The organism is Halomonas sp. Bachu 37, assembly GCF_039691755.1.
In the GTDB taxonomy this organism is placed as follows: Bacteria; Pseudomonadota; Gammaproteobacteria; order Pseudomonadales; family Halomonadaceae; genus Vreelandella; species Vreelandella kashgarensis.
Map to the genome: position 1 here is coordinate 785763 of NZ_CP137552.1, position 11726 is coordinate 797488.

Annotated in this window: 12 protein-coding genes; 3 read left to right on the plus strand and 9 right to left on the minus strand. The window is 62.7% G+C overall.

The genetic code is table 11. The features are described from left to right. Positions 1 to 4 precede the first annotated feature (4 nt). Genes R5M92_RS03540 through R5M92_RS03550 form a run of 3 tightly spaced genes read right to left on the minus strand, consistent with a single transcriptional unit; the run spans position 5 to position 2663 of the window. Entirely contained in the window at positions 5 to 208 is a 204-nt protein-coding gene (locus tag R5M92_RS03540) for a hypothetical protein (RefSeq protein ID WP_346797898.1), read from the minus strand. Next, the gene (locus tag R5M92_RS03545) at positions 205 to 2277 is read right to left on the minus strand and encodes a 3'-5' exonuclease (RefSeq protein ID WP_346797900.1); all 2073 of its coding nucleotides are present in this window, start codon (positions 2275 to 2277) and stop codon (positions 205 to 207) included. Before R5M92_RS03545 ends, R5M92_RS03540 begins: the two co-directional genes overlap by 4 nt. Next, positions 2274 to 2663: a response regulator transcription factor gene (locus R5M92_RS03550; RefSeq protein WP_346797902.1), complete on the minus strand. Its 390-nt coding sequence runs from the start codon at positions 2661 to 2663 to the stop codon at positions 2274 to 2276. The genes R5M92_RS03545 and R5M92_RS03550 overlap by 4 nt, the downstream gene beginning before the upstream one ends. 411 nt (positions 2664 to 3074) lie before the next feature. Here R5M92_RS03550 and R5M92_RS03555 point away from each other — a divergent pair, with 411 nt between their 5' ends. From R5M92_RS03555 to R5M92_RS03565, 3 genes are all read left to right on the plus strand, one after another. Then, positions 3075 to 4751, plus strand: coding sequence for a carbon starvation protein A (locus R5M92_RS03555; RefSeq protein WP_346797903.1), 1677 nt, complete (start codon positions 3075 to 3077; stop codon positions 4749 to 4751). 78 nt (positions 4752 to 4829) lie between these two features. Then, on the plus strand, positions 4830 to 5132 hold the full coding sequence (locus tag R5M92_RS03560) for a cory-CC-star protein (RefSeq protein WP_346797905.1): 303 nt from the start codon (positions 4830 to 4832) through the stop codon (positions 5130 to 5132). Between the two features lie 164 nt (positions 5133 to 5296). Further along, a complete protein-coding gene (locus tag R5M92_RS03565; RefSeq protein ID WP_346797907.1) occupies positions 5297 to 6304 on the plus strand; it encodes an ArsA family ATPase in 1008 nt (335 codons plus the stop codon). Between the two features lie 29 nt (positions 6305 to 6333). Here R5M92_RS03565 and nth read toward each other — a convergent pair whose 3' ends face one another. The 6 genes from nth to rsxB form a co-directional block, all read right to left on the minus strand. Then, a complete protein-coding gene (gene nth, locus R5M92_RS03570; protein WP_346797908.1) occupies positions 6334 to 6972 on the minus strand; it encodes an endonuclease III in 639 nt (212 codons plus the stop codon). Positions 6973 to 7035: 63 nt separating this feature from the next. Beyond that, positions 7036 to 7743: an electron transport complex subunit E gene (locus R5M92_RS03575; protein WP_346797909.1), complete on the minus strand. Its 708-nt coding sequence runs from the start codon at positions 7741 to 7743 to the stop codon at positions 7036 to 7038. Next, positions 7740 to 8390 (minus strand): electron transport complex subunit RsxG, encoded by a 651-nt coding sequence (gene rsxG, locus R5M92_RS03580; RefSeq protein WP_346797912.1) that lies wholly within the window; start codon positions 8388 to 8390, stop codon positions 7740 to 7742. Before rsxG ends, R5M92_RS03575 begins: the two co-directional genes overlap by 4 nt. A 2-nt stretch (positions 8391 to 8392) precedes the next feature. After that, on the minus strand, positions 8393 to 9457 hold the full coding sequence (locus R5M92_RS03585; protein ID WP_346797914.1) for an RnfABCDGE type electron transport complex subunit D: 1065 nt from the start codon (positions 9455 to 9457) through the stop codon (positions 8393 to 8395). Then, positions 9454 to 11133, minus strand: coding sequence for an electron transport complex subunit RsxC (gene rsxC / locus R5M92_RS03590; RefSeq protein WP_346797916.1), 1680 nt, complete (start codon positions 11131 to 11133; stop codon positions 9454 to 9456). Before rsxC ends, R5M92_RS03585 begins: the two co-directional genes overlap by 4 nt. Continuing rightward, on the minus strand, positions 11117 to 11716 hold the full coding sequence (gene rsxB / locus R5M92_RS03595) for an electron transport complex subunit RsxB (RefSeq protein WP_346797918.1): 600 nt from the start codon (positions 11714 to 11716) through the stop codon (positions 11117 to 11119). Before rsxB ends, rsxC begins: the two co-directional genes overlap by 17 nt. Positions 11717 to 11726: the final 10 nt, after the last annotated feature.

Sequence of the window (11726 nt, forward strand, 5' to 3'; positions counted from 1 at the left end):
TGGCCTAGCCGCTTTCCATGAGCCAGGCGGCCAAGGCAATGACCAGCCCCCAGGCCAGAAACAGATAAAGCGGCAGCCACGGCAGGGAATCCACCAGGCTATAGCGATTCACCACCAGCAGTAGCGGCGGACAGAACAGCAGTAGCGCGACGACGAATAACGCTATCAGTCGTTCCGTGATACGGGAGGAGGAACGCAGGGATTTCATGAGACGTTGGCATCCTCCCTGTCGATGGCATTGTGCTGTAGCGCCAGCAACTGTTCTAGGGTGTCGATACCACGCGCCTCCAGCCGGGGCAGCAGGGCCAGCCACAACTCGGCGGTGACCCGGGCATCGCCGAGCGCGGTGTGCCGGGTGCCGGCAGGGAAACTCAAGTCATAGCGTTGGGCGAGACTATCGAGATCGTGGCCGTCGAGGGCTTCGTCCAGAGCCCGCGACAACAGCAACGTATCGAGAACCGGCATGTCGAAATCCACCCCTTTCTGACTGATCGCCAGCATATCGAACGCCGCGTTATGGGCAAGCAGCACCGCGCCATCGACATAGCCGCGAAAGCGCGACAATACCACCTCGAGCGGCGGCGCGCCGGCGACATCGGCATCCGTCAGACCGTGGATCGCCGTGCTGGCGGGGGGGATCGGCCGTTTAGGATCGACCTTCTGGTCGAACACGTCGCTGGCCAGCAGGCGGGCGTTGACGATGCGGCAGGCTCCTAGGCTGATCACGGTATCGCCACGACGCAGCTCGAGTCCGGTGGTCTCGGTATCGAATGCCACCACGTCCAGGCTGCGCAGTGGCCGGCTGGCGAGCGCTTCATCGGGGGGCGGCAGTTCGGCGATACCGAAGTCATGGAACTCCGGGCGTGGTGGGGTGGGCTCCCGTGGCGCGCCGACCCGCTCCGTGGCCGGCAACGGCAAGCGCAGCCTGGCGTGTTCCCCATCGGGGTCGGCCAGACTCCAGACATCGCTGGCGTGCTGGCGCAGCACGTCGGCCACCCTGGGCGTCAACGGCAGCGATGGCAGCGGCTGTTCGCTCCACAGAGCCAGTTCACGCTGGGGAATGGGTTTGCCGCGCCAGATCAGGTCCAGGTAGACGCGCTTGTTGCCCAGGCAGACTTCGCCCTCGAAGCCATTATCGGGCAGGTAGGCATTGAGGTGTCGCACCAGGGAATCGAGCAAAGCAATCAGCGCGGGCGCATCGCCACGAAACCAGGCCGGCATGCCGATCGGGGTGATCAAGCGATGTTCGGGGTCCAGCCGCTCATCCAGAGCTTGCCAGAAATCGTTGGACCACATGGGCATGAGGCGCTCGCCCTGGTGTTGCATGGCATCGAGCAAACCACTGACCTGCTCTATCGTGCTGCCGAGAATCTGACTCTCCTCGTTGATGACTCGCTCCAGGCGTTGTCGCAGGCCGGTGCTTTCTTCGAACTGCTCCTTGTCGTGGTAGCGCAGGTGGATCAGGGCGTCGGCGGCACTGGTCAAGCTGGCGCCATGGCGGCGTAGCGAGGGCAGCATGTCGGCAAGCTCTGCGCGTACCCCCATTTCCCGCGACCAGGCGGCGGTGGCGTCGGTAAAGGTCAGCAGGGTTTCACCGTCGCTGCCCGGAACCCGGCGCATGACCACGCGCAGCCAACGCTCCTGGCAAGGCGTGAGCAGCTCCCGGGGAGAACCGTCCCCCGGCAGCTGGCGCATCATATCCTGGAGGCTGGAGACCGGCAGAAGTGCTTCGAGCCGCTTGCCCAGTCCCAGCCCGGTGTGATCGTCGAAGAACTCCTCAGCGGCCTGGTTGAACAGCATCAGGCGGCGATGCTGGTCGCAGAGCAGAAGCGGTGTTTCCAGGACCTGCAGCAGGGTCTCCAGTTCCTGGCGGATACGCGCGGCGCTGCGGGCGCCTTCGGTATGAGCCGTGGCCAATCGGCTGCGATCGGCGCGCCAGCTTTCGCGTACCCGGCGCAGGTCCGGCCCCAGGCTCTTGAGCCATCCTTCGGGTGGATGCTCGTCGCGAGCGTCGGGATTCGCCACCAGGCGCGCCAGTTGCACCTGGAGGTGACGCAATGGGGTAAACAGCATGCGTTCGAGTAACAGGCCGACGAGAAAGATGGTTCCCCCACCCGAGAAACTCCCCAACCACAGGGCCAGGCGGACCGTACCCTGGGGCTGCAATTGAGCGTCCAGCCACATGGCGAAGATGGCACCGCCGAAGATGCTGACTCCACTCAACAGCAGCCACAAGCCGATCAACTTCTGGCGCTTGGGCAGGCCGCGCGTTGTCATGGGCTCGCCTCTCCCGGGCTCGATTCCCCCAGTAGCGCCTGTACCTTGGACACCAATGCCTGAGTGGAGAATGGCTTGGTGATGTAATCGTCGGCCCCCAGGGCCATGCCTTTCTCGCGCTCGACTTCGCGACCATGGGCGGTCAGCATGATGATGGGCAGGCGAGCGGTCTCGGGATCGCCACGTAACTGCTCCAGGACATCGAAGCCACTGATGCCCGGCAGACTGATATCCAGCAGGAGGAGATCGGGTGGCGTTTCCTTGACGCTGACCAGGGCTTGCTCCCCATCCGCTGCGGTGGTCACTTCGAAACCGGCTTGCTCCATCAAGAATTCCAGTGATAGAACGATATTGGGCTCATCATCGACCACGAGCACTCTGGCCATGGTGTTCTCCCGTTCTTGTACGTTGTTTTGTTGATAACGGTATTCAGAAACCAGCGTTAAATTGCTTGAGTTTACGTCGTTGGCACGATTGCACTGTTACCCATCATCGAGATTATTGAGTGTAGGGGGGGCGGAGGGGCGGGCCAAGACGACCTTGGCCGAATGGCGTCTGTCTTATGAGGATAAAGCCTACAACTTTTGTTTTAATTCGAAGCGATAACGGCGCTCTATCATGGACTTGAATAAGCGCTGGTACCACTATGGTAGAACTATAAAAGGGTTGAGAAAAAAGATTGGTAAATAGGGCTGGACATAGCCCCGTTGAAGTAGTGCTGTGGAATTTTGCCAGGCCACCGGATGTGGTCTTCCTAGCTCATAAGAACCTACCGTCCCAGTCGAGGAGTTGCGCCCATGAGTGCCATTATTGTTCTGCTGATAGGTCTTGCGGCAATGGCGGCGGGGTACTTCGTGTACTCCAAGTTCATTGCCGAGAAGATCTATCGACTCGATCCCGATTTCAAGACCCCCGCCCATGAGTTCGAGGATGGTGTCGACTACGTCCCGACCAATCGCTTCGTCCTGTGGGGGCATCACTTCACTTCCGTGGCCGGCGCGGCTCCCATCGTGGGGCCTGCAATTGCGGTCATCTGGGGGTGGTTACCGGCTTTCCTGTGGGTGGTGCTGGGCACCATCTTCTTTGCCGGCATCCATGACGCCGGAGCGATATGGGCCAGTGTGCGCAATCGCGCCAAGTCGGTGGGGGCCTTGACCGGCGATGTAGTGGGCAAGCGTGCGCGCAGCATCTTCATGATCGTGATTTTCCTGGTCCTGTTGATGGTCAACGCGGTGTTCGCCGTGGTGATCTCCGGACTGATGATGAATTTCTCCAGCGCCGTGGTGCCGGTATGGGGGGCGATTCTGGTGGCATTGGTCATCGGCCAGCTGATCTACCGGCGCGTGCTCAGCTTGCCCATGGTGTCGATTCTCGGTGTCGTGGCGCTTTATGCCTTGATCGGCATCGGGCCTTCGGTGCCGATCCAGATGCCGGCGGAAGTCGGAGGCATGTCGGGTAATGCCATCTGGATACTGATTCTGTTTGGCTATGCCGCCATCGCCTCGCTGCTGCCGGTGTGGATGCTGCTGCAGCCCCGCGATTACATCAATGGCTTGCAGCTGTTCATCGGTCTGATTGTCCTCTATGGCGCCATCGTGCTGCTCAACCCCACGATGGTGGCGCCGATGGTCAATGGCAACGTCCCGGAAGGCACTCCTTCGTTGCTGCCATTGCTCTTCGTCACCATCGCCTGCGGGGCGATTTCAGGCTTCCACGGCCTGGTGGCGTCAGGAACCACCTCGAAGCAGTTGAACAAGGAAACCGATGCCCGGTTCGTGGGCTATTTCGGTGCCGTGGGCGAGGGCATGCTGGCGCTTGCCGCCATCCTGGCAGCGACGGCGGGCTTTGCCTCCTTCGCCGATTGGGAAGCCATGTACACGGCCTTCGGCCAGGGTGGGGTGAATGCCTTCGTCGAAGGCGGCGCCTTCATCATTCATAACGGCCTGGGGTTGCCCGAAGCCACGGCGGCGACCCTGCTGACGGTCATGGCGGCATTGTTCGCCGGCACCACCATGGATACCGGCCTTCGCCTGCAGCGTTATATTTTCCAGGAGTGGGGCGAAATCTATAACCAGCAATGGATGAAGAAACCCGCCGCGGCGACCTTGCTGGCGGTGGGAAGCTGTCTGGTGCTGGCCTTCGGTGCCGGTGGTGCGGATGGTTCCGGCGGCTTGATAATCTGGCCATTGTTCGGCACCACCAACCAGTTGCTGGCCGGTCTGACGCTGCTGGTAATCACGGTAATGCTGGTACGCCTGAAGCGCCCCATGTGGTTCACCCTGGCACCGCTGTGCTTCCTGCTGGTGATGACCATCCTGGCGCTGTTGATCCAGCTGCGCAGTTTCTGGGAACAGGGCAACATGTTCCTGCTGGTGCTGGATATCGTGGTGCTGATCGCCGCCATCATGGTTGCCATGGAGTGCGCTTCGGCGTTGAAGCGTTCGCGTGCGGAAATGGCCCGGCAAGAGCCCTGAAGCTATAACGTCCTTGAAGCTATAACGTCCATGAAACCGACGATAACCCTGAAACCCACGACGTAGAGGAGTTGCGCGATGCAAGATGAACCGCACAACGGGCAGGCATCACGTCGTGAAAAGCTGCGGGCCTGGCTCGACCAGGCCCGTTACTTCACCGAAGAGGTGTACAGCGCCCGCTATCGGGGAGCCATCGCCCGTGCGCGCCGCGACGAGGATGATCTATTCATGCTGTTGGTATTCTCGGAAATGATGGGCCTGCAGAATCCAGCGGCGTACTACACCCTCGAGTTGCAACCGCTGTTGCTGGAGCGCTTTCACGACTGGCACCAGCGCATGGGGATGGAGCATTCGCCGCTGGATCATTTCAGGTGCTGTTAGCACCTAGCTGTTAGCCAATCTTTCAATAGGCGCCGGAGACAAGCCATCGAGGAGGTCATTTGCCATGGATGGCAAATGTAGCGTCCAAGGAGGGATTCACAGCGCCTCCTCGAGGACCTTTGTCTTCGGATCAGCCGCAGCATTTGCCGTAGACGGGAAAGCCAATGAAGGAACTGCTGAACAAGCGCCTGCTCTGGGTGGGCGGCAAGGGAGGCGTGGGCAAGACCACGGTAGCGGCCTCCCTTGGCGTGCTGGCCGCCGGGCGTGGCAAGCGGGTGCTGGTGGTCTCCACCGACCCCGCACACAGCCTGGGTGATGTCTTCGACCGCGATCTCGACGATACGCCGAGACGTTTGCTGCCCAATCTCGACGCCATGGAAATCGATCCGGATATCGAGGTCGACGCCCACCTGGCCCGGGTTACAAAGCAGATGCGCCGCTATGCCGCGCCGGACATGATGGAGGAGCTCGAACGCCAGATGCGCTTGACTCGGCAGTCTCCCGGCACCCAGGAAGCGGCCCTGCTGGAGCGCCTGGCGCGGCTGATGATCGACGACGAAGCGCCTTATGATCTGCTGATATTCGATACCGCACCCACCGGACATACCTTGCGTCTGCTGACGTTGCCGGAAGCCATGGCGGCCTGGACGGATGGTTTGCTGGCGCACAATCGCAAGTCGGCGGAGCTGGGCAAGGTGCTTGCCCATCTGACGCCCAAGCGCGGGCGTGACGTGGCCTCTCCCTTCGACGATCCGCAGCAGGACCCGCTGGATGACCTGGACGAGCGCACCCGAGATGTCGCTCAGACCTTGATCGACCGGCGCCGCTTGTTTCACCAGGCGCGTCGACGTATCGAAAACCGCGAGGAGTGCAGTTTTCTCTTCGTCATGACCCCGGAGCGCCTGCCCATCCTGGAGACCGATCGCGCGGTCCGCTCACTCGAGGAAGTCAATATTCCCATTGCCGGAACCCTGGTCAACCGCGTCATTCCCGAGGAGGCCGATGGCGAATTCCTGCGCGCCCGGCGCGAGCAGGAAGCCACCTACCTGGACCGGATCGATACGCTGTTTGCCCGCCTGCCACGCCCACGATTGCCCTGGCTGCCGACCGATGTTCAGGGGCTGGAGGTGCTCGAGGAACTGGCGGCGATGCTCGAGCGCGAGGGGTTCTGAGTCGCGCGGTCCAGGCAGGCCGCGATGGCTTATGACAGCTCGGTCTTGTCCTTGTACTCGCACAGGTCTTCGATGATGCAGCTGCCGCAGCGGGGCTTGCGGGCGATACAGGTGTAGCGTCCGTGAAGAATCAGCCAGTGGTGGGCGTCCTGCAGGAACGCCTTGGGCACATGGCGCATCAGCTTGTGTTCCACTTCCACCACGTTCTTGCCCGGAGCGATGCCGGTGCGGTTGGAAACGCGGAATATATGGGTGTCCACGGCCATGGTCGGCTGGCCGAAAGCGGTATTGAGAATCACATTCGCCGTCTTGCGACCCACGCCAGGTAGCGCCTCCAGATCTTCGCGATTATCGGGGACCTCGCCGTCGTGCTTGTCGAGAAGCAGCTGGCAGGTCTTCATCAGATTCTGGGCCTTGGTGTTATACAGGCCGATGGTTCTGATGTGTTCCTTCAGCCCTTCCAGCCCCAGCTCGATGATGCCCTGGGGTGTGTTGGCCACGGGGAACAGCCTGGCGGTGGCCTTGTTGACGCCGACATCGGTGGCCTGGGCAGACAGCAAGACCGCCGCCAGCAGCTCGAAAGGAGTCGACCAGTTAAGCTCCGTCGTCGGGTTGGGGTTCTCGGCCTGCAGGCGGGCGAAGATTTGCTGGCGTTTCTGAGCATTCATGCAAACGGCTCTCTTGCTGACTACGGCGTTGATTAAGGCTTGCCGTCAATGACTGATGGACAACTACTTGATCGTGCCGGTAACGCGAACTCGGCGGTTGGCCGACTTGACCGGCTGGGTTTGGCGACGCTGTTCGATGCGTGAATCGAGCACGTTCTTCAAAGCGATCAACAGCCCGGCGACGAAAAACGCCCCCGGCGGCAGCACGAAGAACAGGAACTGGTAGTTCTCGACCAGAACTATTTCCCAACCGCTGGCCTGGGCACCGAGCAGTAGTTCCATACTGCTGAACAGCGTGCCCTGTCCCAGGGCCTCGCGCAGGGCGCCGAGAGTGACCAGCACCAGACCGAACCCCAGCCCCATCATCAAACCGTCGGTGGCGGCGGGGAGAACCGGATTGCGTGAGGCAAAGGCATCGGCTCGACCGAGAATGGCGCAGTTGGTCACGATCAACGGAATGAAGATGCCGAGAATCTGATAAAGCGCATAGGTATAGGCGGCCATCAACAGTTCCGCGCAGGTCACGAAGGCGGCGATGATCATCACATAGGCGGGCAGGCGTACCGAAGCCGGCACCTGGTGACGAATCAGTGACACCGCCGTACCGGTGCCGACCATCACCAGCAGTGTCGCCAGGGCCAGCCCCAGGGAGTTGACGACACTGTTGCTCACTGCCAGCAGCGGACACAGGCCGAGCAGCTGCACCAGGGCGGGATTGTTCGACCATAGGCCGTGGCGCATCAGTTCGCTGAATTGGCCGGGTGGAGTCATGGTGTCCTCGCTTGGGTGGCGGGCGGCTCGAGGGAAGCCGGCAAATCGTGATGTTCGGCGTAGCGCAGGGTGCGATGCACGGCCTCGACGACCGCACGTGGCGTGATCGTGGCGCCACTGAAACTGTCGAAATCCCCGCCGTCCTTGCTTACCGCCCAGGCGGAAGGTGGAAGCGAATCCAGCGTCATCCCCTCGAAAGCGGTAATCCACTCGCTCTTGCGGCGCTCGATCTTGTCACCCAGGCCCGGGGTTTCCTGATGGCGCGTCACCCGTACTCCGGTGATGCGCCGTTGCCCGTCGAACCCCACCAGCAGATGGATTTCTCCGCTGTAACCTTGATGGCTCACCACCGGCAGGATTAACGCCTGCTTGCTTTCGTGTTCGACGTGCCAGCCCTGAGTGGGTTCAGCGTGCCCTAGCACTTCGGCGACCGGCAGGGTAAAGGCGCCTTGCAGCAGCGTTTCCAGCTCAATGCCGAGCAGTGCTGGCGGCAATACCTCGCGCAGTTGTCGATGCTGATATACCAGCCGATTGGCTTCGATTCGCTCCTCGGTCACGCTCCGGGTCACGGCTACGCTGCCGGCGGTGATCAAGGCAAAGGCGCCGAGTGCCAGGGCGCCTTTCGTCATTGCCTGAAGCAGTGTCACGGTCAATTCTCCGGGGGCCGGTAACCGCGTGTCGGCGCGGCATGGCCCAGTGGCCGGGGATCGGTGTAATAGTCGAGCAGTGGCACGCAGAGGTTCATCAACAATACCGCGAAGGCCACAGCATCGGGATAGCTGCCGAAGGTACGCAGCAGTATCACCAGCGCGCCGATAGCCGCGCCGTAGATCAGTTTTCCCCGCCGGCTGGTGGCGGCGGAAACGGGGTCGGTGGCGATGAAGAAGGCCCCCAGCATGGTCGCTCCGGTCAGCCAGTGAAAGCTCGGCGGGGCGTGGTGGCTGGGGTCGCCGGCATACAGCAGCAGGGCGATTGTTCCCATGCTTGCCAGCATGGCGAGGGGAATATGCCAGCTGATCACCCGCTTGTAGAGCAGAACGGCCCCGCCCAACAGCCAGGCCAGGCTGACCTGGCGCCAGGCGGCGAGAGTCCCTTCGGGCAAGGGAGCCGATGCCCAGAACTCACTGGCCAGGACCGCCTCGCCCTTGTGCTTGAAGGCATCCAGTGGCGTGGCGCCGCTCAAGGCGTCCAATTGAGCGGAGCTGGTGAACCCCAAGACCTGCGCCAGAACGGTATCCCACCCTGCCCCCAGCCACCCGAGCGGCGGTGACCAGAGCGTCATCTGGGTGGGAAGCGACACCAGCAGCAGGGCGTAGCCGACCATGGCGGGGTTGAAAGGATTATGCCCCAGGCCGCCGTAGAGATGCTTTGCCACGACGATGGCGGCCACCATGCCCACCGCGATCAACCACCAGGGGCTGGCCGGCGGCAGCGACACCCCCAGCAACACACCACTCAAAAGCGCGCTGTGGTCGCCCAGAGCAGGCCACACCGGACGCCGGCGCAGCGTCAGCATCAACGCTTCCAGTCCCATGGCCAGCAATCCGGCGATGACGACATTGGTGATGACACCGATGCCGAAATTCAGCGTGAGCACGGCGATGCCCGGCAGCGTCGCCAGCAGTACCCAGCGCATGAGCCGCGCCGTATCCGGCGGTGAAGTTCGCCGGGCGGGTCGGTCGCCTGCATGAGTTGCAGCGTGCATCAGGCTCATTGAGCCCCCTTGTGATCGGTATCGGCATGACCCCGCGCCGCGGCCAGGCGCGCTTCGGCGGCCTCCAGGTTTTCCCGCGCGGTGGCAAGCTGGGTTTCCAAGTCGCTCAGGTCCTGCTGCGGGTCCTGCTCGGCGGAGCGGGCCAGCACTTTTTCCGCTTTGCGAACCGCCGCCTTGGCTGCGCTCTGGGCGATGCGCAGGCTGCGGATATCGGCCTGATTGCCACCGGCCGACGTGGCAGCTTCCATACTGGAGTCGCGAACGGGAGCACGCTGAGCCGCTTGGCGGCGAGCCTCGCGCCGGGCCTGTTTCTCGGCTTCCTCCCGAGCCAGGCGAGCCTGGCGGAACTCGAAGCGATGCCTGGCATGTTCGGCTTTCGCGGTTTCGATGCGCTGCAGGCGGATGCGCTGCTTGGCTTCGCGATAGTCCTCGACCAGGGGAATATGGCTGGGGCAGACGTAACTGCAGGCTCCGCACTCGATGCAGTCGAACAGATGATAACGCTCGAGGCGCGCATCCTCCGCCGCGCGGGCATGCCAGTGCAACTGCTGGGGCAGCAACGCCGCCGGACAAACGCTTTCGCATGCGCCGCAGCGGATGCAGGGCTGTTCTTCAGGCGCCGGGGGAAGCTCCTCGTAAGTGGCGGCGATCAAGCAGTTGCTGGTCTTCTCGATGGTGGCTTCCAGGCTGATCTGACTCCCCATCATGGGGCCGCCTTGAACCAGCCGGTACAGTTTGGCCGAGTCGAGCCCGGCCGCCTGCAGCAACTCGCTCACCGGGGTTCCCAACCGGGCGATGACGTTACCCGGGCGGGCCAGCACTTGTCCGGTCAAGGTAACCACGCGAGAAACCAGCGGAATGCCGTCACGCACGGCCTGCAGCACGGCCAGCAAGGTGCCCGGGTTGTGGCACAGCACGCCCACATCCGCCGGCAAGCCGCCGCTCGGCACCTCACGGTTCAGCAGCAACTTGATCAACTGGCGCTCCGCGCCACTGGGGTAACGCGTGGCGACCACCTTCAGTTCCACTTCCACTGGCCCGCTTGCTGCCGCTACCCGGCGCAACGCAGTCACGGCCTCGGGCTTGTTGTCCTCGATACCGACGATGACACGGCGAGCTCCCGCGAGATGCGCCATCAATTGGGCGCCTTCCAGCACATCCGTTGCAAAATTGCGCAGGGTTGCATCGTCGGCGGTGATGTAGGGCTCGCATTCGGCAGCGTTGACGATCAGGGTATCCAGGGCATGGCGTTGGCGAACGCGGGCCTTGACCTGAGTGGGAAAACCGGCGCCGCCCAGGCCCACCACGCCGCTTTCGTCCAGGCGCTCGAGCAAGGTGTCGTGGGGAGAGGTCCGCCACTCAAGCGGCGGCAGCGTGAGCCACTCATCACGGCCGTCGCCTTCGATCTCCACGTGGGTCTCGGTGATGGCAGCGATACGACCGCTGATGGAAGCGTGGAGGTCGGCTGAAATCATGCCGTCGCGCTGTGCGACTCGCTCACCGGTGCGCACCTGGTCGCCTACCGCAACGCAGGGGGTCGCCGGACTACCGCTGTGCTGGCGCAGGGCAAGGCGTACCCTTTGGGGCAGGTCGGCACTTTTTAGTGCAGCGGTACCGGAGAGCGTCTTGCGCTGTGGAGGGTAGATGCCACCGGGGAAATCAAAGGCGCGAGCCATGGGCACCTCCGTCGCTGGCGATAAGTTCGGGTGCGGGGGGCACGACCGGTTGCCACTGGCTGAGCGGAGTCATGCGCGGGAGCATGTCGATGCAGTCGACCGGACAGGGCTCGATGCATAGATCGCAACCGGTGCATTCGTCCTGGATCACGGTATGCATCTGCTTGGCGGCACCGACGATCGCATCCACCGGGCAGGCCTGGATGCACTTGGTGCAGCCGATGCACTCGGCTTCGCGGATATACGCCACCCGAGCCGTTTCCTGGGTCTCGCCATCCAGGGGCTGTGAGGGGCGGCCGAGCAGGTCGGCCAGCGCCTGGATCGTGCTTTCGCCACCCGGCGGACACTTGTTGATGGCGTCGCCTTCGCTGACAGCCTGGGCATAAGGGCGACAGCCGGGATAGCCGCACTGGCCGCACTGGGTTTGCGGCAACAGGGCATCGATGCTTTCCACAACCGGATCGCCTTCGACGCGAAAGCGTTCGCCGACAAACCCGAGCACGGCGCCGAAGACCAGCGCCAGGCCGACCAGCACCATAATGGCAGCGAGTAGCTCATTTGCCGTGATCCATTCCCACAACATGTCAGCCTGC